The organism is Halalkalicoccus jeotgali B3 (assembly GCF_000196895.1).
GTDB lineage: Archaea > Halobacteriota > Halobacteria > Halobacteriales > Halalkalicoccaceae > Halalkalicoccus > Halalkalicoccus jeotgali.
Genome location: NC_014297.1, coordinates 2,512,492 through 2,538,617, shown reverse-complemented (window position 1 = coordinate 2,538,617; position 26,126 = coordinate 2,512,492). Strand labels below are relative to the sequence as shown.

The window sequence follows — 26,126 nt, the reverse complement described above, 5'->3', positions numbered from 1 at the left end:
AGTCTCCCTCTCGGTTGTGGTTCGAGCGTCGAAACCCTACTCCTCGAAGAGTTCGTCGACCAGCCGCATGAACCGGTCGGCGAAGCGATCCGGCAGCGAGTCGGTGGTTTCCGCGAGCAGCCGGGCAGTGCGGTCGGGGTGAGAGATCAAAAGCGTCACCCGATTGCGCTCGTCGCGCTTCTTCTCGACGATCCCCTGTTCGCAGAGTCGGTCGAGGTGCCATTCGAGGGTGCTTCGAGCGATCCCGAGGGAGTCTGCGACCGTTGCCGGCTTCGCGCCCTCGCATTCGAGGAGATGGGCGAGCACCTCGCGGGCGGTTTCGCGCCGGGCGAGCGCGAGGGTTCGCCGTTCCCAGACGTCGTGGATGGGCGGGTAGTAGTGGGTTCGCCCGTAGAGACGTTCGGCCGTCACTTCCTCCGCCTGCAACAGTCGCCGGATGTGGTACTGGATCTGGCCGGGGGCGAACTCCGAGTCCCGAACCAGGGCGTTGAAATGAATTCCTGGCTGAGTATGGACGTGTTCACGGACGCGCCGCCGTGTCTCGTTCGTCGGACTCATGCAGGGACTGGTTGGCCCAAGGCGGTCCAGGGGGAAGTATATGGCCTTCTTACCGTCTGTAAGCACAACGGACTTGTCCGCCGAACGCGAACTTCGCTTCGACTCCATGAACGCGCTCGGCGCCGTTGCTCAGTCGGGGTGGCCGGCCGCGGAACACACCCCCCTACTGCTCGCGGTCATCCTGCTCGCGGCGCTGGGAACGCTGGTGCTGTTCCTGATCGGCTTGGCCGTCTTCGCTCGCCGACGTTCCCCACGGTATCTGCTGGTGTTGATCGCCCTCGGAGCACTCGTCTTTCGCACCGCCATCGGACTGGGCACCGTCTTCAGCTACGTCCCGATGACCCTCCATCACCTCCTCAGCCACGGCCTCGACTTTCTGATCGCCGTGGCGATCCTCGCCGCTGCATACTTGAGCGGCCCCTCGACACCTGGTTCGGCCGACGACTGATCACCCACCAACCCCGAGGTCACGATAGACCTCGCGATACCGCTCGACCACCGCCGCGTCCGAGAACCGCTCGAAGCCCGGATGATAGCGCTCGTGGGGGAACTCGGCGGCGGCCTCGATCGCCGCGACGAGGTCGCCGTCGTCGGTCGCGGGGATCCCCCGCTCGACCCCCGTGATCAGTTCGTGGGCCGCCGAGTCGCGTCGGTACCGGACGATCCCGACACAGCCACAGGCCATCGCGAGCGCGAGGTCGCGCGCGAACGGACACCGGTCTGCCGTGTGGACAGCCGCATGAGCGCCCTTGAACCGGGCGATGCGCTCCGCGACGGGCACCGATCCAACGAAATCCACCCGGTTATCGATCCGGAGGTCCCGCGCCAGTCGCTCGTAGCGCTCCCGGTCGGGGCCCGTCCCGATCACGAGCGTGCGCCACTCGCGGTGTCGGAACTCGGCGATCGCGAGCAACAACCCTTCGAGACCGGCGTGTTCGTCGAGTCGGCCCGACCACACCAGCGCCGCCGATCCCGACGGCGAGGTCGCCCGGATCGCCTCGATCGGGAGCCCCTCCGGGACGACCGTCGCGTCCGCCCCGCGCTCGCGGACCCCCGTTCGGACGTGCTCTGAGGGGACGCAGACCCGGTCGGCCACCGAGAGCGCCCGCTCGAGCAGGCGCGGCGACGTCTCCCCGCACCACTCGACGACGAGCGGCGCGTTCACCAGTCGGGCGGCGAGGACGGCTCGCGGCACCGAACCGGCGGCGTGGACGACCGCCGGATCGACGCGACCGAGCGCGCCGGGGAGTCGAGGGACGAACCAGCGCGTCGAGTCGCTCGCCGACAGGTAGGGGACACCCTCGCGTTCGTACTCGTCGTACTCGCCGTCTTTTCGGTCCCACCACCGGACACAGAGCACGCACACGTCGTGGCCGCACTCGGCCAACAGCCCCGCCAGGTATCGCGTTCGCCGGGCCAGCGCCGTCTCGGCCTCGGGCGTGGCGTGGACGAACGCGGTTTTCATACGTCGGACACGAATTCGGACGATAAAAACCTGTCCGCCAGCGCCGAGAGCGGCGCCGTCCTCGGGGTTCCTCGACCCGAACTCCTATACGAGCACGGCGACAGCCCGCCACATGGCATACCCGTTCGAACGCTACCTCAACGTCCGCAACGCCTACGGCGCCTCCTTCGGCCCCGAGGGCGATCGTCTCTCGTTTCTGATGGACACGACGGGCGTCCCGCAGGTCTGGTCGCTCGGCGCTCCGACCGAGTGGCCCGCCCAACACACGTTCTACGACGAGCGCGTCACCTTCGCCTCCTTCTCGCCCGATCGCACCGAAGTGCTCTTCGGGATGGACGAGGGCGGCAACGAGCGCCAGCAGCTCTTCTTGTTGTGCCCGGACGGCACGGTCGACCCGCTGACCGCCCATCCCGAGGCCAAGCATCGCTTCGGCGGCTGGTCACACGACGGCGAGCGCTTCGCTTTCGCCTCGAATCGCCGCGACGGGGCGGTCTTCGATATCTACACGCAGGGTCGCGACGAGCGCGGTGAGGAGGCGGAACTGATCCACGAGGGCGACGGCTGGCTCACCATCGGCGGGTGGAGCCCTGACGACGAGCGCCTGATCGTCACCGAATCGCACTCCAGTTTCGATCAGGATGTCTCCGTCCTCGATATCGACTCGGGCGAACTGACCCATCTAACGCCCCACGAGGGGCGGGTCCGGTTTCAGAGTCCCAGCTGGGGTCCCGATGGCGGGATCTACCTCGTCACCGACGAAGGCGCCGATACGCTCTATCTCGCGCGGCTGGACGCCGAAACGGGCGATCTCTCGGTCATCGAGCGCGGAGGAGAGTGGAACGTCGACGGGGTCGCCCTCGACGAGGAAAGCGAGAGAGTGGTCTACTCGCGCAACGTCGACGGCTACACCGAGCTGACCGTCGGCGCGCTCTCTGGAAGCGGGATCGAGGAGCTTCCCACCCCCGATCTACCCAAGGGCATCGCCGGCGGAGTAAGCTTCGGCCCCGAGGGCGAGCGGTTTGCGGTCAGCGCGACCGGCGACACCCACACCACGAACGTCTACGTCGTCGAGTGCGAAACCGGCGAGACCGAGCGCTGGACGGACGCCGCGACGGGTGGAATTCCCCCCGAGCGCTTTTCAGGCTCGGAACTCGTGCGCTTCGAGAGCTCCAGCGCTGACGGGCAACGCCCGTCCGCCTGCGGGACGGAGTCCCGCGCTGGCCGCGAGATCCCCGCCTTTTTCTCGTTGCCCGCCGACGCGCCCGCGGGCGGAACGCCCGCCATCGTCGACATCCACGGCGGGCCCGAGGGCCAGCGCCGGCCCTCCTTTAGCCCGGTCAAACAGTACTTCCTCGATCGGGGTTACGCCTACTTCGAGCCCAACGTCCGCGGTTCTTCAGGGTATGGTCGCGAGTACACCCACCTCGACGACGTCGAAAAGCGCATGGACAGCGTCGCCGACATCAAGGCCGGCGTCGAGTGGCTGCACGAGCAGCCAGCGATCGATCCCGACAGGATCGTCGCGCTCGGCGGCTCGTATGGTGGGTTCATGGTGCTCGCGAGCCTGACCGAGTACCCCGAGCTATGGGCCGCGGGGATCGACATCGTCGGTATCGCGAACTTCGTGACGTTCCTCGAAAACACCGGCGACTGGCGCCGCGAGCTTCGGGAAGCCGAGTACGGATCCCTTGAACGCGACCGCGACTTCCTCGAATCGGTCTCGCCGATCAACAACATCGACTCGATAGCGGCCCCGCTGTTCGTTTTGCATGGCGAGAACGACCCGCGGGTACCGGTGGGCGAGGCCGAACAGATCGCCGAGACGGCGGCCGAACACGTCCCCGTCGAGACGCTGATCTTCGACGACGAGGGCCACGGCTTCACGAAGCTCGAAAACCGCATCGAGGCCTACACGAAGATCGCGGCGTTCCTCGAGGAGCACGTCTAATCGAACTCCGCAGGCTGGGTGCCCACCCCCTCGGGCCACCCCGTCGGCTGTGCCGCGGAGGGGTCTGCGTACTCGCGTTTGAGCACCATCGGCGTGCGCTCTAGGGAGAGCACCAACTCGTCGTCCTCGTTGTACGCCCGGAGTTCGGTCGTGACGATCCCGACGTGATCTCTCGAATCGCTCTCACGCTTTTCTGTGACCTCGCTTTCGGCGAAGATCGTATCGCCGTGGAAGACCGGCGCGTGATGGCGGATCGTGTCGTAGCCGAGGTTCGCGGTCGCGTTCATCGAGATGTCGATGACGCTCATTCCCACTGCAAGGGCGATGACGAACGTGCCGTCGACGAGGCGCTCGCCGAACTCGGTCTCGGCGGCGTAGGCCTCGTTGAAGTGCATCGGGTTGAGGTTCATCGTCACGTTGGTAAACCAGACGTTGTCGGTCTCCGTGACGGTGCGCCCGTAGGGGTGTTTATAAACGTCGCCCACCGCGAAGTCCTCGAAATAGCGCCCTTCCCAGCCCGACACCAGCCTGCGATCGTGATCGTGATCGTCCGCCATACTGCCTGCTGCGTGGCCAGTGTCATAAGCCCCACCGCCGCGATTCGAAGGGGTTTCCCGTCGCCTCGCTGTGGATCGGATGGAATGTACTCTCGCGAGTGGACCCGCGCGCTCAAGGCGTCGGTCGCGGTCGGTCGGGAACAACACGTCACCGTGACGGCCGCCGGACTCGGCTACTACGCCTTCAACTCGCTCGTCCCGCTTTTGTTGCTCGTCACGATCGCGATCTCGATCGTCTACGACCCCGAGACGACCGCCAGCGCGATCGAGTCGGTGTCGGGGCTCCGCGCCACCGAGATCGAGCCGGTGATCGCGGAAGTCACCGGAAACGGCGGGGCCCGGACCCGCGCGGGGCTGATCGCGGCCGGCATCTTCGCCTACAGCACCGTGACGATGTTCCAGGCGGTGAACATGGCCTTCAGCGAGATCTACGGCACGCGAAAGCGCCGATCGGGGCTTCGCAAGGGCACGGACACGCTGTTGATCTTCGCGACGGTCCTGATCGCCGTCTCCCTGATCGGGGCCGTCGGCGTCGCGCTCGTCCTCCGCGTCGACAGCGTCGCCGTCTCCGTCCTCAGCGTTCCTCTCCTGCTCGGTGCCTTCTTCCTCGCCTTCCTCCCGATGTACTACCGCTTTCCGGGCCAGTCGGTCACGCTCGGCGAAGCGATGCCCGGTGCGGCGTTCTCGGCGGTCGCCTGGACGCTCTCGGCGCTCTTTTTCAGGGTCTACGCCGCGACCGCCGACAGCGTCGCGCTCTACGGGATCGCCGGCGCGGTCTTGCTGGTGCTCACCTGGCTCTATCTCGGCGGGCTGATCCTGCTCTTTGGCGCGATCTTCAACGCCGTTCTGGCCGGCAGGGTCGACGCCGACGAGGGCTGGCTGCCGACCGAAGGGAGCTAGATCACGCCGGTGACGGTCGCGGCCTCGCGGGCCGCCCGCTCGTTCATGCCGTTGCCGAGGATCGTATAGCGGTCACGGATCTCGTGGGCGCTCGTCAGTGCTTCGAGTACCTCCTCGTCGTCGAGCCCGAGTTCGGCCGCGGTCGTCGGTGCCTCGATGCTCGAAAGGGCGTCCCGGATCGCACTCCAGCGGCCGTTCTCACCACTATGAAGGTACTCGATCATGATCGAGCCGACGCCGACCTGGTGGCCGTGGAGGGCCCGTCCCGGCGCGATCCGGTCGAGTTGGTGACTGAAGAGGTGTTCGGCGCCCGAGGCCGGTCGCGAGGAACCCGCAATGCTCATCGCGACGCCCGAGGAGACAAGCGCCTTCGTGACGATCCACGACGATTCCTCCAGTCCCCGCTTGATCGAATCGGCATTGCCCACGAGCATCTCGGCGGTCATCTCCGACAGTGCTGCCGAGTACTCGGAGTACTCGACGTTCTGCAGGCGATTTGCGAGGCGCCAGTCCTTGACGGCGGTGTAGTTCGAGATGATGTCCGCACAGCCCGCCGTCGTCAGTTCCCAGGGCGCGTTCGCGAGCACGGTCGTATCGGCCACCACTGCGACGGGCGGGTCGGCCGCGACCGAGTGACGGGTGTCGCCCTCCGGGACCGACCCCCGACCGGAGACGATCCCGTCGTGGCTCGCTGCAGTAGGTATGGAAACGAACCCCGTCGAGAGCTCGTCGCTGGCCATCTTCGCGATGTCGATGGCCTTCCCGCCGCCGATCCCGATGAGGTAGCCCGCCGCCTCGCTTCTTGCGGCCTCGATCACTTCCTGAACGGCCGCGAAACTCGCCTCCTCGACCGTGATGACCGCCGGTTCGACGCCTCGGCCCCCGAACTGCTCGATCACGCGCTCGCCGGCGATCTTCCTGGGGGTCGGGCTGGTGACGATCAGTGGGCGGCCGGTCAGGTGGAGTTCGTCGATGGCCTCGACGGCCCGGTCGAGCACGCCGTGGCCGATCAGGACGTTCCGCGGGAGGCGGATCCAGCTGGATTTCTCGAACATACCGGTGGGAGACGCCCGCCGGCCAAACCGTTTGCTCTTGGTGGAGCCGGCGTCCCGTTCGTTCGGCTGTACCGCGATCAGTGAAGCGTCGACGGGGCGACGACCGGCGTTCCGTACTTGCCCTCCTCGACCGTCTCGCGGATCCCTTCGAGATCGGTCGTCACGGTGAGCGCAACGATCAGGTGCAGCCGTGCCTTCCATGCCGGCAGGTCCTCCGTTATCACGACCGATCCGGCCTCGTCGCTCGGCCCGAGCGGGCCGTAGTGAACGCGGGACGCCCGAACCACCGGGATCCCCGCGTCGACGGCGGCCTGGCTCGCCTCGCTGATCTCGGGAGCCGACCCGCCACGACCCGTGCTCTGGACGGTGATCCCGTCCACGTCGTACGCACCGCTGATCGCCTGCTCGATCGGGTAGGCGTCGGCTCCCGCCCCCGTCGTGACGATCGGGACGACCATCCCGGCGGCGGTATCGAGATCACAGCCCGAGAGATCCGACGAGTAGCTTCCCGGCTCGCGATAGAGGAGCAATTCGTCGTCGGTGAAGACGGCGATCGGCCCCGCCGGCCCGGAGTCGAACGTCTCGACTTTCGTCGTGTTGGTCTTCGTCACGTCGCGGGCGGCATGAACCGTCTCGTTCAACACGACGTAGACCCCACTTGGCTCCTCGCTGAGGTGGAACTCGTTGCGCGTGATCATGCGGACGGCCGTCAGGAGGTTCGACGGGCCGTCGGCGCTGACGGCGTCAGCCGCCCGCATCGCCCCGACGAACGCGACCGGGATGTCCAGATCCAACACCAGATCGTTGAAGTACGCGTCCTCCTCGATCGCGTCCGTGCCGTGGGTGACGATGACGCCGTCGGCCCCGTCGGCTTCCGCGCGCTTTGCGGCTTTTGCGACACCGACGTAGTCCTCGACCAACAGGCTCGAACTCCCTTTCTGGGCGACGCGATCGATCTCGATATCGACGAAGTAGTCCAACAGCGGCACCGCATCGACGATCGCTTCGGCTTCCTCGGAGAGGCTGTAGCCCGCCCCCTCGGAGGCCGCCTCGGTGCTCGCGATCGTCCCGCCGGTACTCACCAACCGGACGAGTGGCTTTTCGTCCTCCGCGGGTAACTCTACGTCCGCGAGGAACTCCTCGGTGGACTGTGCCGCCGCCGTGCCCCCGGCGAGGGCCGTCCCACCGACCGCCCCCGTGAGCTTAAGAAACGATCTCCTATTCGGCATAAAACTGCCGTATTCATCGCCCTTCCCTCTACTTACATCGCGTGTGTCTACCATTGACGGCTAGAGACGCACAGTATCCCCTCATAAATCACACGTACTAAGTGGGTATATCCTATCGTATACTATTATCACAGTAATAGTAATACTATTCTTGATTGATATGGACCCGAGCGTTTCGGTCGTCGTTCACAGCGGTCGGCTCGGACCGGCGGAAACAGACCGACCGTTCAGAACGTATCGAGCACGCCGAGCACCCGCTCTTCGGCGTCACGACCGGGGTCGTGTTCCGCTCCGTCGCGGTCGCTTTCTTCGTGTTCCGAGACGGTGCGTGCCATCGCTTCCTTCACGGGAGTCGAGTCCCAGCCCAAGTCGGTGAGCGTCGCCGTCGACATGACGTGTGGGTACTCCCGATAGAGCGGAAACTCCTCGGATGAAAGCCCGCCCGCCGCGAGTTCCCGCTCGCCCGCGGTGACGACGTCGACGGCGGTCCCCGCGACCTCGGCGATCGTTTCGAGCGTTTCGCGCAGGGTGAGCAGTCGGCGGTCCCCGACGTTGTAGGCTTCCCCCGGTACCCCCGATTCGCCGACGACCCGCAGCGCGCTCGCGACGTCCTCGACGTAGACGCGATGCCAGAGGTGCTGGCCATCGCCGGGGACGACTACTCGGTCGTGAGTCAGTACCCGGTCGATCCAGTAGTCGAGGCGCTCGGTGTAGTCGTGGGGGCCGTAGACGATGCAGGGCCGAAGCGCCATCGCGTCGATACCGCGATCTGCGGCCTCCATCACCGCTCGGTCCCCCTCGGCCTTGCGCGCGCCGTAGGTTTCGGGCGAGTCGTCGCTCGCCTGCTCGGCGCTACAGGGTTCGAGTGGCGTCTCGCCCTCGCGTTTCGGGACGTGTTCCGCGCCGTACGAGGAGCCACTCGAAACGTAGACGTAGCGCGCGTCGGCGAACGCCTCGGTCGCTCGCCGGACCTGCTCGGGTCGGTAGGCCACACAGTCGATCACGAGATCGGGGGCGATCGAGACCGCAGCGGCCTCCAAGGCGGTTTGGTCGTTCCGGTCGCCCGCGACGTGATTGACTCGCTCCTCCTCGGCGAAGGGGTTCTCGTGGTTCCCGCGGTTGAAGATCGTGACCTCGTAGTCGTGATCGAGCAGTTCCGTAACGGTGTGGCGGCCGATAAAACGGGTGCCGCCAATAACAAGTGCCGTGTCCATGGGTGGAGGTGGGCCACCGCTCGCATAGACCCGACGATTCGGAAGGGGTCCGCGAAGTCGTTGCGGACGAAATACCGGTTCCTGGCGCCCTAAACACTATTAGTGGGTCCTCGGCCACCTGCTTGTAGCGAACCGTCCCCTCCGAATCGATCACGGACACCCCCGATATCCCGGTCGGGCCCTGGCTGGTCTCCTCGGTGCCAGCGTACTGTTCTGCGGTGACATCCCGTTCGCTACGGGGACGCGGCGCTGCTTCAGGGCACGTCGGTAGGCGGAGCGCAAAAGCGCCGAGCGCGCCGTCAGTCGCGGTAGTAGACGCTGGTACCGACGACCACCAGATCGGGAGAGCGAGACGCCCGGCGGTGGCGTATCCGACCGGCCAGTCCGGTGACTTTCCAGGTGAACGTCGACCACTTACAGAGCCAGAAGCCAAAGGCGATCACGGCGAATCCGAGCACCGTCGCGTCGGTCACGGGCTCGCCCAGGAGCGCCCAGCCACTTGCGGTCGCCACCACGGGCGTCGCGTAGCTGACGAGGCTGGTCTCGATCGGACCGACCTGTTCTTGTAGGTCGAAGTAGGCCAGATAGCCGATCGCGCTCGCGAAGACCGCGAGGAAGAGCACCGCCCCGACCCCCGCGACGGTCCACTCGGCAGCCCCGAACGACTCGGCGGGGTGAAGCGCGCTCGTGAGATGCAGTGACAGCGCTCCGACGCCCATCATCCACGCCTGCAGCGAGAGCATCGGCAGGGTCGTCCGTATCCGAACCGTGAGCACCGCCCCGAGCGCGAAGCTCGTCGCGCTCAACACGAGCAAGCCGACCCCGTAGAGCTGGCCGCCGGCAAGCGCCTCGGGGCTCGGTTGAGCGATGATGCCCACACCGAGCAGGCCGAGCGCCAACCCGAGGACTCCCGTGAGGCCGAGTCGCTGGTTCGGCAGGAGTGCCAGCGCGAACACGGGCATCATCACGGGCGTCAGGCTCAGAACGATCGAGGCCACGCCCCCGGTGACGTACTGTTGGCCCGTAAACAGCAACGCGAAGTGCGCACCGATGAGCAACACGCCACCGACAGCGATCAACAGCCAGTCGTCGTATGTGGTCGGCCGCCAGGCGGTCCCCGTGTACGCGACGTACCCGAACAGCACCAGCGCCGCGATGTCGTAGCGAAACGCCGCAAACAGGACGGGCGGAAGCGACTCGAGACCGATGTTGATCGCGGGAAACGACGCACCCCAGACGAGTGCGACCACCGCGAACAACCCAACGTTTCTGAATTTGTAGATGTTTTCGAGCTGCATTTGGTATCGGTTGAAATCTCCTCTATATCCGCCGTAGATCGCTCGTAGACATGAAGCTTGCCGAAGAAATGATACCATATGACGCGCTCTCATGGAGGTATCCAGTCAGGATTTGTATAGTAATTTTTCATCCGAATTCCGTCACTCGACGAGTGGCTGTTCGGATCCCCGAACGCTGTCGACGATGGCGTCGCCGTCGGGGCGCTCGGCCAGCCAGAACAGTTTGTCGGCCTCGACGACGCTTTCGATACTGATCTCCGGGGCGTTGCCCATCGAGAACCGACGCAGACACCAGCCGAACACCGCCTCGCGGGCCTTTTCGTCCGCTGCCGAAGGCGAGAGCTCCGCGGGGACGACCAGGACGTCCTCGACGGGTCGAGTTTCGGGGTCGGGGACGGTGTCGGCCCGGACCGCGAGCCGCCGAGTGCGGTCGACCCCCACGACGTATGCCTCGGTTCGACCCCCGAAAAAGCGCCGCGGGACCGTGACCGACATCTCGTAGATCCGGTAGGGATACGCGACCGCGCCGACGGCACCGCCGGAGTCGACCTCCTCGCGGGCGATCGCCGGCGGGATCACGGAGAGGTCGGCACGCTCGCGGCGCTCGCCGACGAGCCGGTCAGTCGTCTCGCCCGTCATCGTCCCAGTAGCCCGACGCCCGGACGTGCGCGCGGACGACGTCGGCCTCGGTGACGGCCTTTGCCCGCGTCCCGCCGTCGGTGACGTACTCCGGCGTGGCGCCGGCACTTCCCTCGGCGGTGATCGCCGAGAGAGGTTTATCGAAGATCTCGAACTGCTCGTCGACGCCCTCGGGCGGTCTCGTGAGCAGCGAGACGAGGACCAACGTCAGCACCGAGAGGACGAAGGCCGGAAACAGCCCGTAGACGGTGACCAGCCCGTAGAGGAAGGCCGAGGACTCGGCGGGCATCGCGCCCAGCGCCCCGAGGACCGTCGAGAGCTGGGTCCAGAGGATCATCGTCGTCGCGCCGACGATCATGCTCGCGACCGATCCCTCGGCGGTGACGCCTTTCCACCACAGCGCCGCGACCAGCGTCGGCCCGATCGCCGCGCCCAGTCCACCCCAGGCGTAATCGAGCACCAGCGTGTAGACGGGCGTGTCCCGGGCGAGGAAGGCAAACGCGATGCTCGCGGCCCCGAGCGCGAGCGTCGTGATCCGGGAGTATCTCACGAGATCGGCCTCGGTCGCCTCCCGGTCGAGAAAGCCGTGGTAGACGTCCTCGACGACGGCGCTGGTCGCGACCAGCAGTTGCGAGTCGGCGCTCGACATCATCGCCGCCAGCGCCGCCGCGAGGACGATCCCCGCGATCACGCCGGGGAAGAGTTCCAGCGTGAGCCGGGGCATCACGTCGTCGCCGGCGATCCCGCCGCCGAAGACGGCGAAGGCGTACAGGCCCACGAAGGCGGCGCCGATGTAGGCAACGAACATGAACAGCTGGGCGACCACCGCCGCCAGCCGGATGTTCTTCACCCGATCGATGCCCATGAACCGGACCATCACGTGGGGGTTGCCGGGGATCCCCAGCCCGATCGCGGCGTAGCTGATGATTCCAAATACTGCTGCCCAACCGGTCGCGCCGGCCGTGATGCTCACCATCGCCTCGCCGCCGTTCTGGACGACCCCCTCGAAGGGGAGACCGTAGGCCCCGAAAGCCAGTACCGGCAGCGCGATGAAGGCCGCGAGGATGATCGCCCCTTGGAAGTAATCCGACCACGCGACCGCGAAGTAGCCTCCGAGCATCGTATAGCCGACGACGATGATCCCGCCGACTACGATCCCGATCCAGGGGGCGACACCGGTCAGCACTTCGAGGAGAACGCCCGCGGCGACGATCTGTGCGCCGACGTACCCGCCCTCGAAGATCAACAACACAGCCGCCGAGGTGGCCTTGATCAGTCCCGAATCGTCCTGCAGGCGCGTCTCGAAGAAGGTCGGCAGCGTCACCGCCCGGACGATCTCGGTGTACTTCCGTAGTCGTTTCGCGATCCCCGCCCACGCGAAGAGGTCGGCGGGGATCATCCCCAGCCCGTTGTAGAAGGCCATGATCCCTGTGTTGTAGGCGTCGCCGGGGACCCCCAGCGTGAGCCAGCCGCTCATCTCGGAGGCGCGTTCGGAAAAGCCCGTCACGACCGGGCCGATCTGCCGGCCGCCGATGACGTAATCGCCCACCGAGTCGGTCAGGCGCGAGGCGTACAGCCCGATGCCGATGAGGACGAGGAGGTAGGTCCCGAAGGTGGCGAGCACCCAGACGCCGGCCCCGCCGGCGATCCCGCCCGTCTGGAGCGGGAGTTCACTCCACATTCTCGACCTCGTACTCCCGTCGCAACCGTCGTTCGCGCCGTCCCTCCCAGACGTAATAAACGATCAGCATGAGGAAAAACACGACAAAGGGGACGACCAGCCCGATCCAGTCGAGTGCGCTCAGTGGTGGCATACACCACCCATGCCGGGTCGCGGATTTATACCCTCCGATCACTGGGATCGACGGCGATCAGTCGGCGCTGACGCCGCCGGTCGTGACCGTGTCGATCGACTCGGCGCGGGCGGGTGGGGTGTCCCGGACGTCTTCTGCGCCCTCCGAGAGGACCTCGTGGTAGGCGTCGGGCATGACCTTCACGAAGGACTCGACGTACTCCTCCCAGCTCTCGAGGAGTTCGCTCGCGCGCTCGCTGTCGGTGTACGTCGCGTGGTTTTCGACGAGCCGCCGGAGCATGCGCTCGTCGCGCTCGCCCAGTTCCCGCGAAAGCGTCACCATGCCGGTGTTGGCCCGTCGCTCGAACTCGCCGGACTCGTCGAGGACGTAGGCAACCCCGCCGCTCATGCCGGCGGCGAAGTTCTTGCCCGTCTCCCCGAGGACGGCCACGACGCCCCCGGTCATGTACTCACAGCCGTGATCGCCGACGCCCTCGACGACGGCCTTGACGCCCGAATTTCGGACCCCGAAGCGCTCGCCGGCCTGCCCGTTGACGTAGAGTTCGCCGTCGGTCGCGCCGTAGAGCGCGACGTTGCCGATCGCGATGTTCTCCTCGGCGCTGTAGCCGGCGTTCTCGGGGGTCTCGACCGCAATCTTCCCGCCCGAAAGCCCCTTGCCGACGTAGTCGTTCGCGGTACCAGTCAGATGCATCGAAATCCCCGGCGCGAGGAAGGCTCCGAAGCTCTGGCCCGCAGTGCCCGAGAGCCCGACCGAGACGGTGCCGTCGGCCAGCCCCTCGCCGCCGTACTCGTTCGAAACGCGATTCGAGAGCATCGCACCGACTGCACGATCCACGTTCGAGATTTCCGTCTCGATCGCGACCGGTTCCTCGTCGGTGAGTGCGGATTCGGCTGCCGCGATCAACTCGTGATCGAGCTGTTCGTCGATCTCGTGGGTCTGCTCGCGGGTTTTGGTGTGTTCGTCGCCCGAAAGCGGGGCGAGAACGGTCGAAAGGTCGAGCTTCTTCGCTTTGGGCTGGGTGACGTCCTCGCGCTGTTTGAGGTGTTCGACCTGCCCGATCATTTCCTCGACGGTCTCGAAGCCCAGTTCGGCCATGATCTCCCGGAGCTCCTCGGCGATGAACGTCATGTAGTTGATGACGTGATCGGGCTGGCCGGGGAAGCGCTCGCGCAGCTTCATCGCCTGGGTCGCGACCCCGACCGGACAGGTGTTGTTGTGACACTGGCGGGCCATCACACAGCCCGAAGTCACCAGCGACGCGGTCCCGAAGACGTACTCCTCGGCGCCCAAAAGCGCGGCGACCGCGACGTCTCTACCCGTTTTCATCCCGCCGTCGGCCGTGACGCGGATCCGCGAGCGAAGCCCGGTCGCGTGAAGCATCTGGTTGGCCTCTGCGAGGCCGAGTTCCCACGGGAGGCCCGCGTGTTTGATCGAGGTTCTCGGCGAGGCGCCGGTCCCGCCCGAGTGACCCGAGATGTGGACCACGTCAGCGTTGGCCTTCGCGACGCCCGCCGCAATGGTGCCGATCCCGGCCTCGCTGACGAGTTTGACGTTGATGTCGGCCTCGGGATTTGCGGCCTTCAGGTCGTGAATCAGCTGTTTCAGGTCCTCAATCGAGTAGATGTCGTGCAGCGGCGGCGGGCTGATCAACCCGACGCCGGGCGTGGCGTACCGGACGTGCGCGATCATCTCGTTTACCTTCTCGCCGGGGAGATGGCCGCCCTCGCCGGGTTTGCTCCCCTGGGCCATCTTGATCTGGATCTCCTCGGCGGAGCTGAGGTACTCGCTGGTGACGCCGAATCGTCCGGAAGCGACCTGTTTTACGTTACACGCCTTCTCGGTGCCGAAGCGTTCGGGCGGTTCGCCCCCTTCGCCGGTGTTCGATTTCCCGCCGATGCGGTTCATCGCGATCGAGTTGTTCTCGTGGGCCTCCGGGCTCAGCGAGCCGAGGCTCATCGCCGCCGTCGAGAAGCGTGTGACGATCTCCTCGACGGGTTCGACCTCCTCGATGGGGATCGAGTCCCTGCCCTCGGAGTCGAACTCCAGCAGTCCACGCAGGGTCTGGAGCTCCTCGTCCTGATCGTTGATGAGTTCGGCGAACTCCCCGTAGCGCTCGTAATCGCCCGCCCGAACCGCCTGTTGGAGGATGCCCACCGTCTCGGGGTTCCACTGGTGGTGGATGCCTCCAGAGCGGTTCTCGAACTCGCCCTGCCGTTCGATGTCGGGGTCCTCGCCGAAACCGACGGTGTGGCGAGTCCGGAGGTCCTCCTCGATCTCCTCGAGGCCGATCCCTTCCGTTCGGGCCTCGGTCCCCTCGAAATACTCCGCGACGAACTCCGAGTCCAGCCCGACCGCCTCGAAAATCTGGGCGCCCTGGTAGCTCTCGACCGTCGAGATCCCCATCTTCGACATCACCTTCAGCAGGCCGTCCTCGAGCGCGCCGATGTATCCCGCGATCGCCGCCTCCTCGTTCGCACCGTCCGGTCCCGCCACGAGATCCGCGATGGTCCGGTAGGCCAGGTAAGGGTTGACCGCACCCGCGCCGTAGCCCACGAGCGTCGCGACCTGGTGGACCGTCCGGGGGTCGGCCGACTCGACGACCAATCCGGTGTGATTGCGAAGCCCGTTTCGCACGAGGTCGTGGTGGACCGCCCCCGTCGCCAGCAGGCTCGGGATCGCTACCCGGTCGGGACCCGTGTTTCGGTCGGAGAGCACGAGGATCTGTGCTCCCGATTCGATCGCCTCGACGGCCTGCTCACGCACTCGTTCGACGGCGCTCTCGAGATCCGTCTCGGGGTCGTAGGTGATATCGACAACGCTCGAGGAGAGCCCCTCCCGATCGAGGGCTCTGATCTCTGCGGTCTGGCGGTCCGAGAGGATCGGCGAGTCCGCGACCAGTTGGCGGGCGTGCTCGGGCGACTCGTCGAGGAGGTTGCGCTGGAAGCCCAACCGGCTCTCCATCGAGGTGACCAGCTCCTCGCGGATGTAATCCAGCGGCGGGTTGGTCACCTGTGCGAACAGCTGCTTGAAGTACGAAAACAGCGGACGGTTGAAATCCGACAGCACCGACAGCGGGGTGTCGTCACCCATCGACCCGACCGGGTCCTTGCCCTTCTTCGCCATCGGTTCGAGCAGGTTGTCGAACTCGTCGTGGGTGTACCCGAAGGTAGCCTGCAGGCCCCGGAGATCGCCGTCGAGTTCCGCGAGTGTCAGATCATCGGGCCGGGGCTGCTCGTCGGTCGCGCCCTGGTTGGTCAGATCGTCCGCGAGGTCGTTGACGTTTACCTGGTTCTCGTCGACCCATTCTTCGTATTTTTCGTCGACGAGGCCGTCGAAGACCTCGGCATCGGGGATGACTCGACCCTCCGCGGGATCGGCGAGGAACAGTTGGCCGGGCTGGAGGCGCCCGCGTTCCTCGATCTCGCTGGGATCGCGGTCGACCGCGCCGGCCTCGCTGGCCATGATCAGCGTGTTATCAGTAGTAATGTCGTAGCGACACGGTCGGAAACCGTTCCTGTCGAGCACCGCACCGACCCGCTCGCCGTCCGTGGCGGCCACCAGCGCGGGGCCGTCCCACGGCTCGATCAAATTGGCATGAAAGTCGTACCACGCCTTCCGGTCCTCGGGGAGGTCGTTGGCCTCGTCACGCCACGCCTCGGGAATCAACATTCGCAGCGCGTGGGGGAGGTCCCGGCCGCCTTCCAAGAGGAGTTCGAGGGCGTTGTCCACGCTCGCGGTGTCGGACTGTTCGAGGTCGTCGATGATCGGCTTGATCGTCTCGGTGTCGAGTTCCTCGTGTGCGATGTCGGTCTCGCGGGCGCGCATCCAGTTGATGTTGCCCTGGATCGTGTTGATCTCGCCGTTGTGAATGATGTTCCGGTAGGGATGTGCGAGGTGCCACGCGCCGAGCGTGTTCGTCGAAAAGCGCTCGTGGACCATCACGAACGTGGACGTTACCCGCTCGTCGGTCAGATCGGGGTAGTAATCCGGAACCTGCTCACCCTTCAACAGTCCCTTGTAGACGACCGTCTTTCGGTCCAGCGAGCAGACGTAAAACCGACTCCACTCCTCGTTTCCCTCCTGTTTGACCCGATTTTCGAGCGCCCGACGACCGACGTAGAGCGCGCGGTCGAACTCCTCCTCGGAGAGGTCTCGGGGTTCTACAAAACACTGCCAGACATCGGGTTCGGAATCGAGTGCCGTCTGGCCGATCTCGGTGTTATCGGTCGGGACGTCCCGCCACGCCAAGACATCCAGATCGTTGTCGGCGAGCGTCCCTTCGACCAGTTCTTGAAGCTCCTCGCGTGCCGTCTGGTCCTGCGGGAGAAAGAGGGAGCCGACCGCGTAGGTATCCGGCAGATCACAGTCGAGAACGCTCTCGAAGAAGTCGTCGGGTCGCTGAAGCAACACGCCCGCCCCGTCGCCGGTGTTCTCCTCGGCGCCGGTCGTCCCCCGATGTTCGAGGTTCGAGAGCAGTTCGAGTCCCTCTGCGACGACCCCGTTATCGGCCCCTCCATCGAGATCCATCACGACACCGACCCCGCAGTTTGATCGCTCGTCGGTCGGGTTCGCGAGCCCCTGCTGGGTAGTCGTCCCGCTAGCGTGGTTGGTCATACAGTCACAGGGGGATCACTCCCTTATTAAGGTACTCCTGAAGGACTAAGGGTCTGTTAATGCCATATTATGATCCTTATGTCACTCATGAACAACCAGGATGTATTAACATCCGTTTAGCGGAGCTCCGATGAGTGGGACGTTCCGATAGGTTCTCGGCTTTCTATCGAACGTTCGTCGGGATTCTCATGGGGGTTTCGATTGTCCACCGCTGGAGGCAGTTTTGTCGATAATCTATCAATATCTTCTCGAAAAACCGAGCAGTAGCGCGTCGAGAGTGTTCTCAGTACGACTTCGCGAAGTAAGCCGTTTCCTCGGCTTCCTCCCCACAGACCGCACAGTCGCCCTCGGGTTTCTCGTCCTCCATCGGGACCATCACGATCTCGGCGGCGATCTCCTCTTTGATGGCGGTCTCACACGCTTCTTCGCCACACCACGGCGCACGGACGTACCCACCGAACCGGCCGATCGTCCCGAGGATCTCCTCGCGGCTGTCGGCCTCGCGAACGTTCTCCGCTAAGTTCTCCTCGGCGGCGGCGTACAGCTTCGCGTAGACGGTCTCGAGGTGTCCCTCGACTGCCTCGACGATCCCCTCGCGCCCTTCGACTGACTTCTCGCTGTCGGGGCGATGGACCGCCGTTACCTCGCCGTCTTCGACCTCGTGGGGGCCGATTTCGAGTCGAAGCGGGGTACCGAGCAGCTCCCACTCGTTGAACTTGAAGCCGGGGTTTCGCTCGTCGCGGTCGTCGAGTTCGACTCTGAAACCCGCCTCCTCGAGGTCGTCGGCGATGCCCTCGCTGTACTCCAAGACTTCCTCGCGGTTCTCCTCCTGCCAGATCGGGACGATCACGACCTGCTCGGGGGCGACAGTGGGCGGGAGGACGAGCCCCTGATCGTCCGAGTGAGTCATGATCAGCGCGCCGATCGCTCTCCACGAAAGGCCCCACGAGGTGGTGTGGGCGACGGTCTCCTCCTCGTCCTCGTCGACGTAGGTGATGTCGAACGCTTCCGCGAACGACTGGCCGAGGTGATGGCTGGTGCCGCCCTGGACGCTTTTACCGTCGGGCATCAGCGCCTCGACCGTGGTGGTGGTGTCGGCACCGGGGAACTTGTCGTGCTCGGGTTTGCGCCCACGCATCACCGGGATCGCGAGCACGTCCTCATAGACCTGCTCGTACTGCTCTAATCGAAGCATCGTCTCGTCCCAGGCGTCGTCATGGTCGCGGTGGGCGGTGTGGCCCTCCTGCCAGAGGAACTCCTTCGTGCGGAAGAACGGCTTCGTTTCCGTCGCTTCCCATCGAACCACGGAACACCACTGGTTGACTCTGAGAGGGAGGTCCCGGTGGCTGCGGACCCACTGGCTCAGGAACGGTGCGATGATCGACTCGCTGGTCGGGCGCACGGCGAGGCGTTCCTCTAACTCGTCGTGGCCGCCCTGGGTGACCCACGCGACCTCGGGGTCGAACCCCTCGACGACGTCCTTTTCGCGTTCGAGGTAGCTCTCGGGGATGAAAAGCGGGAAGTAGGCGTTCTGGACCCCCGTCTCCTTGAACCAGCCGTCCAGTCGGTCCTGAATGGCTTCCCAGAGGGCATAGCCACGGGGACGGGTGACGATAAAGCCGCCCATGGGGGCGTAATCGGCGAGTTTCGCCTTCCGGACGACCTCGGCGTACCACTCGCCGGGGCTGTGTTCTTTCGACTCGGTGATGCCGAGTTCCTGATCGTCGCTCATACTTCGTTGGTGCCCGACGACTCGCTTAAACCCGACGTATTCGAGGGGGCCGGTCGCGTTCCGCAACGCCCCTCCGACCTATAGGCCACCACTACTCGATCCCCGTTCCCGATTAGCGTGTCGGTAACTATTCCTGTCCACACTCTTATATCTCCGTATGGTCGGTGTGTGGGGTGTGATCGGTGGCAGACAGCGGCGATCGGAGGCCCCGATCGAGACGCTGTGTTGGGACGGAGACGAGGTCGTCGAGACGACCGTCGCCGACGAGGTGCTCGTAACGAAGTCCTCTCACGGGGCGGTCGAGGATCCGGTTCGGACCGACGGCCACGACGCGATCTGGACGTTCGGCGAGATCCACGGCTTCGAGGGGGACACCTACGAGAACCGCTATGCGGGCTGTTATACGGACTCGACGTACGCCGCCCATCTCTATCGCAGACACGGCCTCGATTTCGCCCGGGGGATGAACGCTACCGCGAGCGTGTTCGTCCACCAGCGCGAACACGATCGGCTGGCGATCGTCACCGACCGCCTCGGTACCCATCCCGTCTACTACGCCGAGACGGACGACGGCATCGTCTTCTCGACCAGCATTCAGGCCGTCCTCGCCCATCCGGCCGTCGATCCCGCGATCGACACCCACGGGCTGTACTCGTATCTGGCGTTCGACCGCGTTCCGGGCGTCGACACGCCCTTCGAGGCGGTCTCGACCCTGCCGCCGGGCGCGATCACGACGGTCGATCTCGCGACCGGAGACCTCGACACCGAACGGTACTGGCACCTCGAGTACGAGCCCCTCGACCGGTCGTTTTCCTACTTCGTCGATCGGTTCGTCGAACTCCTCCAGCAGGTGTTCGCCGAACGGGCCGACGACGACCGGCGGTACGGACTACTGCTCTCGGGGGGCAGCGATTCTCGACTGCTGCTTGCGGCCGGCGAGTTTCCCGTCGCCTACCACCTCGCAGACTGGATGAGCCGCGAGGCCCGTACCGCCGAACGGATCGCCTTCCTCGCCGACGCGGATTTTCGACTGCTCGAACGCCTCGACGACCACGTAGAGCGGATGCTCGATCACGTCCCCCGGCACATGAACTTCAACGGGCGGTTCGACCAGGCTCACCTCCATGGGTTCGACGCCCGACTGCGCGAGGAGTGTGACGTCCTTGCCACCGGTCTGTACGGCGACTCCTTTTTCAAGGGCGGGCTGGTCCCCGCCTTCGACCTCGATCTGGGTCCGGTCGGGTCGGTCACGCCGCCGATCGAACGCGATATCGAGTCCGTCGACGACTACCTCGACGTGCTCGACGGATCGCTTCCCCCGTTCATTGAGACCCCGCCGGAACTCGGGGCGGTCCTCCGTGCGAACCTCGAGGAGCGCCCGGACGGGTCGGTGTCGTTTCACGGGATCGAGTACGCCTCCCTCTACGAACTCGCGCTCTTCGGGCCGTACTACCCGCTTTCGAACGACAGCGATTACCACTACTTCGGGCTCACGCAGATGGTCCCTCAATGGACGCCGTTTCTCGACAACCGCTTTGTCGACCTCGCGCGCTCGATGCCTGTGCGCTATCACCTCCGGCGCGACGTCGTCAACGCCGCACTGAGCGCCCTGTCGCCCGCCCTCGCAACAGTTCCCCACTCCGAGACCGGCGTCCGGCCCGCGAGTCGGTTCCCGCTCGATTACGCGAAGCGATATGCCTCGCTGTTCTGGCGAAAGCACGTCACGGACGAACGCTCGCCCAAGCCGTACTACTCGCGGGGACCGTGGCGCGACCGGGGCGTCGTCCTCCGGGAGCGAGGGTTCGGTCGGGAGGTCCTCGAACGCAACGACGCGCTCCTCGAAGCGCTCCCGTTTCTCGACCGCGAGGCCGCCTACGCCTGCTACGAGGCCCATATGGACGGCGAGGACCACACCGCCGCGCTCTATACGCTGTTTACGATCCTCGAGATGCCCGCCGTCGAGGCGATCGCCGAGCGCTGATCGTCCGGCCGTCCGTCTAGCCCCGATGTCCGCCCGTGATCGCCGAGAAGAACCGGACACAGAGGACGATCCCCGTCGCGACGACCAGCGCGACGGTCGCGAGCAACCAGATGTTGTACGCGGCGACGACCGCCCGCGGCGCGTCGGGACCGAGCGTCGACACCGCTGTCGTCAGCGCGACGCTCCCGAGGACCGCGACCGCCGTGAGGACTCCGAGTGACCGCATCGCCCGCCGCTACGCTCTCGCGTGTATTTGAATCCCGGGTCGAAAAGGGTGACCACGAGCGACCGGGCGGCTCCTCGTTCCTATCGACTACGAGGAGTCCTCGTCGTCGCGGTCCTTTCGGTCGTCGTCCCCGTTTTCGTCGTTCCCATCGTCGTCGCCGTCGCTCTTCTCACCGTCATCGTCGTCGTCATCGTCATCGTCGTCGTCGTTTCCTTTCCCGTCCCTCTCGTCGTCTCGCTCCTCGTCCTCGCGTTCTTCCTCTTTTTCGTCGTCGCTTTCCTGCTCTTTTTCGTCGTCGTTCTCTTCGTCCTCGTCTTCCTGTTGTTCTTCGTCCCCTTCGTCTGCCTCTTCTTGCTCTTCGCTATCGGGACCGATCGGCTGTGGGACGAGCACGCCCTCTCTGACCAGTTCCGTCTGCCGCTCGGCGGTTTCTTTCTGCTCCTCGTCGTCGCTCTCGACGAGCACCGTCGCGAGGTCGTGCGAGACGCCGATGTCCTCGACGTCGCGGTCGCCGTTCTGGAACGCGCCGTCGACCGCTTCGGGGTCCTCGAACAGATCCGGCGTCGAGGGGTCGTCGGGACAGTTGAACGTGTCCTCGTCGGTCGTGTTGTGGTGCGGGATGGCGATCATGACCTGGCTCTCCTCGAGCGGTCCCACCTCAGCCGCCCCGAGCTCTACGGCCGGCGAGTCCTCTCGGAACAGCGGCACCTCGAAGTCCTCGTAGACGCCGGGTTCGAGGTACTCCGTGATACCGATCAGTGACTCGCAGATGGGGTTTTCCAGTTCATCGGGGACCGGAACGTCGTACTCGTCGGGATCCTCCCCGTCGGCGAACTGAAAGCGGCTGTACTGATGGATCGACTGATACCCGCCCTCGTTCATCTCCAAACGGTCGACCGTCACGGTCGGGGCGTCGTCGTTGTCGGCGACCGTCTGATCCGAGAACGTGACGTCCGCGGTCGGTTCGGCGCCCTCGTCCGATCCGTCGGCCTCCGATTCCTCTTCGTCCCCGTCGTCTTGGGCCGAGACGGTGCCGACTCCGCCCAGCGCCAGAAGCCCTGCGGTGCCGGTTCGGATGACGGTTCGTCGCGATACGTCGGCTGCGTTGTGGTCGGTTCGGCGCACACTCTGAGGGCGCCGGTTCGAGAAATATATCTACTGGTCGATAATTCTGAAGAAGAAAATAGTTCGTGTATGAGGCGTTGTAGTTCGTCTCTGGGTCGTTCACTCGCAACTGGAAAACGAGTTGGCAGGTGTTCGCGACCGGTCGGTTCGATCGTATTTCGTCCTCGAACAACGGGTTTCGATCCGACCCGAAGCGGACGCCGTGTTCTCACCAGTCGGATTCCGGACGGGAATCGATATCATGCGAGCGAATCGGCTGGTTCACTAACAAGTTACCGCTCTTCGTGATCTCAACGATTACTGACCTGACGGCCTCTCGATATCGAACGGACTCTCGGTTTCGGTCCAGTCCCAACCCGGGAGGCGGGTCTGGACGCCCGCGGCCAGCGCCGCGTCGAGGTCGTCCGCACCCGCGGGCCCGTCGGTATGGTGGTGGACGTCCGCGTAGTGGAACGTTGCCTCCGCGAGCAGACGGCGGGGCTGGGTGCCGGCGACCATCGCGGCCAGTTCCCGTCCCAGCAGCTCGTCGACGACGAACCCCGGGTAGTCGCCCTCGACGTCGAGTTCCCTGAGGATCGCCACGAGCGCGGCGACGTTGACCGCGAGGTCGCCCTCGGACCCGACCGCGTCGATCGCGGCGTGGTACCCCTCGGTCGAGATCGGATCGACCTCGGTCGCGAACGCCTCCCCGAGGCCCGCGCGGACCTCGTTTACCAGCGGGACGACGATCTCGTGGCGGGTGTGGATCCACTCGAACTGGTCGGCGACGGTGGACGGTGAGAGCCGCATAGTGTGTGTTCGGCCGAAGGGATTTTATAATCCCGGCGTCATACCGTCGGACAAGCGGGTTTTCCTCGGCGCCGTCCGGGGTCCGAAATCCAGTCTCACCACTGGTACACCACCGGCCGTACCTGTGGTACGCCAGTTCGCGGCCCGTTGCCTCGAACTCGGGTACTGACGTCCGACCGACGGTGTCGCCGTCTCGTGTCACCGACGATGTCTCCAATGCCACGTCCGACCGGATCGATCGTTGCGAGCGAGCCGATCGCTCACCGACGTTTCCCCGGCGTGGCGACGCACCCGCAACTTCAGTCTCACCTATGAGCACGGTAGATCAGAAACTCGACGACGCACTGCAAACGATCAAAGACGAGATCCCCGCGGATATCTCCGTCTCCGATGTGACCTACGAGGGACCGGAGCTGGTCGTCTACACCCGCGAGCCCAAGAAATTCGCCCAGCAGGGCGATCTCGTCCGGCAGCTCGCGAGCAAGCTCCGCAAACGTATCACCGTCCGCCCGGACCCCGACGTCCTCGCGCCGCCGGCGAAGGCCCGCGAGCAGATCCGATCGGTCATCCCCGAAGACGCCGGCGTCACCGATCTGGACTTCCACGCCGACACCGGCGAGGTCGTTATCGAGGCCCAGAAACCGGGGATGGTGATCGGCCGGCGCGGATCGACGCTCCGGGAGATCACCCAGAAGGTCGGCTGGACGCCCGAGGTCGTTCGTACGCCGCCGATCGAATCGCCAACCGTCTCGAACGTCCGGAGCTTCCTCAAACAGGAACGCGACGACCGTCGAGACATCCTCGAACGGGTCGGCCGCCAGATCCACCGCGAACAGCTCTCCGAAGAGCAGTGGGTTCGTATCAGTACGCTCGGCTGTTGTCGCGAGGTCGGGCGGGCCGCCTTCGTTCTTTCGACGGCCGACACCCGCATCCTGATCGACTGTGGGGACAAGCCCGGCTCGGACGACGTTCCGTACCTCCAGGTCCCGGAAGCGCTCGGTTCGGGCGCGAACTCGATCGACGCCGTCGTCCTGACTCACGCCCACCTCGACCACTCGGCGCTCCTTCCACTCCTCTTCAAGTACGGCTACGACGGCCCGATCTACACCACCGAGCCCACCCGTGACCTGATGGGGTTGCTCCAGCTCGATTACCTTGACGTCGCTGCCAAGGAGGGCCGGACCCCGCCCTACGCCTCGGAGATGGTCCGGGAGACGATCAAACACACCATCCCCATCGAGTACGGCGACGTCACCGACATCGCGCCCGACGTCAAACTCACGATGCACAACGCGGGTCACATCCTCGGCTCGGCCGTTTCACACTTCCACATCGGCAACGGGATGTACAACGTCGCGTTCTCGGGGGACATCCACTACGACGAGACGCGCCTGCTCAACGGCGCGGTCAACGACTTCCCCCGAGTCGAGACGCTCGTGCTCGAATCCACCTACGGGGGCCGAAACGACTACCAGACCGACCAGAGCGACTCCGAGCAAAAGCTCATCGAGACGATCAGCGAGGCTTACGACCGCGGCGGGAAGATCGTGATCCCCGCGTTCGCGGTGGGTCGTTCACAGGAGATCATGCTCGTTTTGGAGGAGGCGATGCGGACGGGTAAGATCCCCGAGATGCCGATCCATCTCGACGGGATGATCTGGGAGGCGACCGCGATCCACACCACCTACCCCGAGTACCTGAACGACGACGTCCGGGATCGGATCTTCCACGACGACCAGAACCCGTTTCTCGCCGATTACTTCAACCATATCGACGGCGGCGAGGACGAACGCCAGCGCGTCGCCGATGACGAGCAGTGTATCATCCTGTCGACGTCGGGGATGGTCACCGGCGGCCCGATCATGTCCTGGCTCGAACACCTCGGTCCCGACCCGGACAACACCATGATCTTCGTCGGCTATCAGGCCCAGGGGACCATGGGCCGGCGGATCCAGAGCGGTCGCGACGAGATCCCGATGAACGACAGCCGCGGGCGCTCGAACCGGCTCAAGCTGAACCTCGACGTCGAAACCGTCGACGGCTTCTCGGGCCACGCCGACCGCCAGGGACTGGAGAACTTCGTCAAGACGATGAACCCCCGCCCCGAGAAGGTACTCTGTGTCCACGGCGACGAACGCTCGGTGCAGGACCTCTCGAGCGCGCTCTATCACAACTACAACATGCGCACCTTCGCCCCGAAGAACCTCGAAACGTTCCGTTTCAAATGAACGCCCTCGGCTGACCCTGGCGGGTCAGCTTCACGGGACGCGAAGCGTCCCGTTCGCAAGCGAGGTCGCTTCGCAACCTCGCCCTGCTCGCCCTTTGCATGTCCATCAGAAAGGGCGCGGAGCGCCCTTTCTGGGTCCCGGAAATCGAAGATTTCCGAAGACCGCCAGACAGCGTGCGCAGCTGGCCGATCGGCCAGCTGCGTAGGGTACCAGCCTTTCCCCGCTCCGCTCACGCGGGCGGCGGAAGTGCCGCCCGCGTTCGCGCCGGCCACCGCACCCACACAGTCGAACTGCACAACCGACGAACAGTAACCGTTCTCACACTGGGGTGCGAAACCCCTTCCAATGCCCCGACTCGGCTCGCGGGAGTGGCTCGCCCTCGGAACCTTCCTCGCAGCGGTCGCGACCGCCGGCAGCCTCTACTTCAGCGAGGGCCTCGGGTTCGTCCCCTGTGAGCTGTGCTGGTACCAGCGGGTCTTCATGTATCCGCTGGTCCCCGTACTGGGGATCGCCGCGTTCGAAGGAAACACGAGGGTTTACCCGACTGCGCTCGCGCTCGCGATCCCCGGCGCGACGGTTGCGGCGTATCACTCGGCCATTCAGCGCGTCGGCGGGGGGACCTGCTCTATCGGCGGGGGCTGTACGTCGATCCAGTACGAACTGCTCGGCCTCTCGATCCCGAACATGGCGCTCGTTGCCTTCCTTCTCGTGATCGGGGCGGTGGTCGCCGCAGGCCGATCCGCCTGAGCCCCAC

Annotated in this window: 21 protein-coding genes; 6 read left to right on the top strand and 15 right to left on the bottom strand. The window is 65.3% G+C overall.

What is annotated here, in order from left to right; translation table 11 throughout:
• Window positions 1-36 precede the first annotated feature (36 nt).
• Window positions 37-558, bottom strand: coding sequence for a winged helix-turn-helix transcriptional regulator (locus HACJB3_RS13285; RefSeq protein WP_008416126.1), 522 nt, complete (start codon window positions 556-558; stop codon window positions 37-39).
• Between the two features lie 106 nt (window positions 559-664).
• Here HACJB3_RS13285 and HACJB3_RS13280 point away from each other — a divergent pair, with 106 nt between their 5' ends.
• Window positions 665-1,006 carry a DUF7471 family protein gene (locus HACJB3_RS13280; protein WP_013199535.1) on the top strand — a complete coding sequence of 114 codons (342 nt, stop codon included), beginning with the start codon at window positions 665-667 and terminating at the stop codon, window positions 1,004-1,006.
• On the opposite strand, the gene HACJB3_RS13275 is transcribed toward HACJB3_RS13280, so the two are convergent.
• Window positions 1,007-2,023 (bottom strand): glycosyltransferase family 4 protein, encoded by a 1,017-nt coding sequence (locus HACJB3_RS13275; protein WP_008416124.1) that lies wholly within the window; start codon window positions 2,021-2,023, stop codon window positions 1,007-1,009.
• A gap of 112 nt (window positions 2,024-2,135) precedes the next feature.
• Between HACJB3_RS13275 and HACJB3_RS13270 the strand changes: the two genes are divergently transcribed.
• The gene (locus tag HACJB3_RS13270; protein ID WP_008416123.1) at window positions 2,136-3,971 is read left to right on the top strand and encodes a S9 family peptidase; all 1,836 of its coding nucleotides are present in this window, start codon (window positions 2,136-2,138) and stop codon (window positions 3,969-3,971) included.
• Here the strand turns inward: HACJB3_RS13270 and HACJB3_RS13265 are convergent.
• Window positions 3,968-4,528 carry a MaoC family dehydratase gene (locus tag HACJB3_RS13265; RefSeq protein ID WP_008416122.1) on the bottom strand — a complete coding sequence of 187 codons (561 nt, stop codon included), beginning with the start codon at window positions 4,526-4,528 and terminating at the stop codon, window positions 3,968-3,970. The genes HACJB3_RS13270 and HACJB3_RS13265 overlap by 4 nt on opposite strands.
• Window positions 4,529-4,612: 84 nt before the next feature.
• Here HACJB3_RS13265 and HACJB3_RS13260 point away from each other — a divergent pair, with 84 nt between their 5' ends.
• Window positions 4,613-5,428: a YihY/virulence factor BrkB family protein gene (locus HACJB3_RS13260; RefSeq protein WP_008416121.1), complete on the top strand. Its 816-nt coding sequence runs from the start codon at window positions 4,613-4,615 to the stop codon at window positions 5,426-5,428.
• On the opposite strand, the gene HACJB3_RS13255 is transcribed toward HACJB3_RS13260, so the two are convergent.
• The 9 genes from HACJB3_RS13255 to proS all read right to left on the bottom strand — a co-directional run bounded on the left by HACJB3_RS13255 (window position 5,425) and on the right by proS (window position 19,023).
• Window positions 5,425-6,483 carry an NAD(P)-dependent glycerol-1-phosphate dehydrogenase gene (locus HACJB3_RS13255; RefSeq protein ID WP_008416119.1) on the bottom strand — a complete coding sequence of 353 codons (1,059 nt, stop codon included), beginning with the start codon at window positions 6,481-6,483 and terminating at the stop codon, window positions 5,425-5,427. The genes HACJB3_RS13260 and HACJB3_RS13255 overlap by 4 nt on opposite strands.
• 77 nt (window positions 6,484-6,560) lie before the next feature.
• The gene (locus HACJB3_RS13250) at window positions 6,561-7,712 is read right to left on the bottom strand and encodes an asparaginase (protein ID WP_013199534.1); all 1,152 of its coding nucleotides are present in this window, start codon (window positions 7,710-7,712) and stop codon (window positions 6,561-6,563) included.
• A gap of 227 nt (window positions 7,713-7,939) precedes the next feature.
• Entirely contained in the window at window positions 7,940-8,926 is a 987-nt protein-coding gene (locus HACJB3_RS13245) for an NAD-dependent epimerase/dehydratase family protein (RefSeq protein ID WP_008416115.1), read from the bottom strand.
• A 299-nt stretch (window positions 8,927-9,225) separates the two neighbouring features.
• On the bottom strand, window positions 9,226-10,224 hold the full coding sequence (locus HACJB3_RS13240; RefSeq protein ID WP_008416113.1) for a DMT family transporter: 999 nt from the start codon (window positions 10,222-10,224) through the stop codon (window positions 9,226-9,228).
• Window positions 10,225-10,365: 141 nt separating this feature from the next.
• Window positions 10,366-10,863 (bottom strand): hypothetical protein, encoded by a 498-nt coding sequence (locus HACJB3_RS13235; protein WP_008416111.1) that lies wholly within the window; start codon window positions 10,861-10,863, stop codon window positions 10,366-10,368.
• A complete protein-coding gene (locus HACJB3_RS13230; protein ID WP_008416110.1) occupies window positions 10,844-12,544 on the bottom strand; it encodes a sodium/proline symporter in 1,701 nt (566 codons plus the stop codon). Before HACJB3_RS13230 ends, HACJB3_RS13235 begins: the two co-directional genes overlap by 20 nt.
• Window positions 12,534-12,677, bottom strand: coding sequence for a hypothetical protein (locus HACJB3_RS20275; protein WP_008416108.1), 144 nt, complete (start codon window positions 12,675-12,677; stop codon window positions 12,534-12,536). The genes HACJB3_RS13230 and HACJB3_RS20275 overlap by 11 nt, the downstream gene beginning before the upstream one ends.
• A gap of 57 nt (window positions 12,678-12,734) precedes the next feature.
• Window positions 12,735-17,291: a glutamate synthase large subunit gene (gene gltB, locus HACJB3_RS13225; RefSeq protein WP_008416106.1), complete on the bottom strand. Its 4,557-nt coding sequence runs from the start codon at window positions 17,289-17,291 to the stop codon at window positions 12,735-12,737.
• Window positions 17,292-17,574: 283 nt separating this feature from the next.
• Entirely contained in the window at window positions 17,575-19,023 is a 1,449-nt protein-coding gene (gene proS, locus HACJB3_RS13220; RefSeq protein WP_008416104.1) for a proline--tRNA ligase, read from the bottom strand.
• A gap of 175 nt (window positions 19,024-19,198) precedes the next feature.
• Here proS and HACJB3_RS13215 point away from each other — a divergent pair, with 175 nt between their 5' ends.
• Window positions 19,199-21,004, top strand: coding sequence for an asparagine synthase (locus tag HACJB3_RS13215; protein WP_158306595.1), 1,806 nt, complete (start codon window positions 19,199-19,201; stop codon window positions 21,002-21,004).
• Between the two features lie 16 nt (window positions 21,005-21,020).
• Here the strand turns inward: HACJB3_RS13215 and HACJB3_RS13210 are convergent, their stop codons facing one another.
• The 3 genes from HACJB3_RS13210 to HACJB3_RS13200 all read right to left on the bottom strand — a co-directional run bounded on the left by HACJB3_RS13210 (window position 21,021) and on the right by HACJB3_RS13200 (window position 23,144).
• A complete protein-coding gene (locus tag HACJB3_RS13210; protein ID WP_008416097.1) occupies window positions 21,021-21,230 on the bottom strand; it encodes a hypothetical protein in 210 nt (69 codons plus the stop codon).
• Between the two features lie 87 nt (window positions 21,231-21,317).
• Window positions 21,318-22,355 carry a DUF7282 domain-containing protein gene (locus tag HACJB3_RS13205; protein ID WP_008416096.1) on the bottom strand — a complete coding sequence of 346 codons (1,038 nt, stop codon included), beginning with the start codon at window positions 22,353-22,355 and terminating at the stop codon, window positions 21,318-21,320.
• A 297-nt stretch (window positions 22,356-22,652) separates the two neighbouring features.
• Window positions 22,653-23,144: a hypothetical protein gene (locus HACJB3_RS13200; protein ID WP_008416095.1), complete on the bottom strand. Its 492-nt coding sequence runs from the start codon at window positions 23,142-23,144 to the stop codon at window positions 22,653-22,655.
• A 311-nt stretch (window positions 23,145-23,455) separates the two neighbouring features.
• Between HACJB3_RS13200 and HACJB3_RS13195 the strand changes: the two genes are divergently transcribed.
• Window positions 23,456-25,372, top strand: coding sequence for a beta-CASP ribonuclease aCPSF1 (locus HACJB3_RS13195; protein WP_008416092.1), 1,917 nt, complete (start codon window positions 23,456-23,458; stop codon window positions 25,370-25,372).
• Window positions 25,373-25,717: 345 nt separating this feature from the next.
• Complete coding sequence (locus HACJB3_RS13190) at window positions 25,718-26,119, top strand: disulfide bond formation protein B (RefSeq protein WP_008416091.1); 402 nt, start codon at window positions 25,718-25,720, stop codon at window positions 26,117-26,119.
• Window positions 26,120-26,126: the final 7 nt, after the last annotated feature.

Coding starts and splice junctions, on each gene's coding strand:
- HACJB3_RS13260 (WP_008416121.1), top strand. CDS start 4,613: ATGTACTCTCGCGAGTGGACCCGCGCGCTCAAGGCGTCGGTCGCGGTC.
- HACJB3_RS13285 (WP_008416126.1), bottom strand. CDS start 558: ATGAGTCCGACGAACGAGACACGGCGGCGCGTCCGTGAACACGTCCAT.
- HACJB3_RS13200 (WP_008416095.1), bottom strand. CDS start 23,144: ATGCGGCTCTCACCGTCCACCGTCGCCGACCAGTTCGAGTGGATCCAC.
- HACJB3_RS13280 (WP_013199535.1), top strand. CDS start 665: ATGAACGCGCTCGGCGCCGTTGCTCAGTCGGGGTGGCCGGCCGCGGAA.
- HACJB3_RS13210 (WP_008416097.1), bottom strand. CDS start 21,230: ATGCGGTCACTCGGAGTCCTCACGGCGGTCGCGGTCCTCGGGAGCGTC.
- HACJB3_RS20275 (WP_008416108.1), bottom strand. CDS start 12,677: ATGCCACCACTGAGCGCACTCGACTGGATCGGGCTGGTCGTCCCCTTT.
- HACJB3_RS13190 (WP_008416091.1), top strand. CDS start 25,718: ATGCCCCGACTCGGCTCGCGGGAGTGGCTCGCCCTCGGAACCTTCCTC.
- proS (WP_008416104.1), bottom strand. CDS start 19,023: ATGAGCGACGATCAGGAACTCGGCATCACCGAGTCGAAAGAACACAGC.
- HACJB3_RS13270 (WP_008416123.1), top strand. CDS start 2,136: ATGGCATACCCGTTCGAACGCTACCTCAACGTCCGCAACGCCTACGGC.
- HACJB3_RS13265 (WP_008416122.1), bottom strand. CDS start 4,528: ATGGCGGACGATCACGATCACGATCGCAGGCTGGTGTCGGGCTGGGAA.
- HACJB3_RS13255 (WP_008416119.1), bottom strand. CDS start 6,483: ATGTTCGAGAAATCCAGCTGGATCCGCCTCCCGCGGAACGTCCTGATC.
- HACJB3_RS13250 (WP_013199534.1), bottom strand. CDS start 7,712: ATGCCGAATAGGAGATCGTTTCTTAAGCTCACGGGGGCGGTCGGTGGG.
- HACJB3_RS13230 (WP_008416110.1), bottom strand. CDS start 12,544: ATGTGGAGTGAACTCCCGCTCCAGACGGGCGGGATCGCCGGCGGGGCC.
- HACJB3_RS13235 (WP_008416111.1), bottom strand. CDS start 10,863: ATGACGGGCGAGACGACTGACCGGCTCGTCGGCGAGCGCCGCGAGCGT.
- gltB (WP_008416106.1), bottom strand. CDS start 17,291: ATGACCAACCACGCTAGCGGGACGACTACCCAGCAGGGGCTCGCGAAC.
- HACJB3_RS13195 (WP_008416092.1), top strand. CDS start 23,456: ATGAGCACGGTAGATCAGAAACTCGACGACGCACTGCAAACGATCAAA.
- HACJB3_RS13275 (WP_008416124.1), bottom strand. CDS start 2,023: ATGAAAACCGCGTTCGTCCACGCCACGCCCGAGGCCGAGACGGCGCTG.
- HACJB3_RS13245 (WP_008416115.1), bottom strand. CDS start 8,926: ATGGACACGGCACTTGTTATTGGCGGCACCCGTTTTATCGGCCGCCAC.
- HACJB3_RS13240 (WP_008416113.1), bottom strand. CDS start 10,224: ATGCAGCTCGAAAACATCTACAAATTCAGAAACGTTGGGTTGTTCGCG.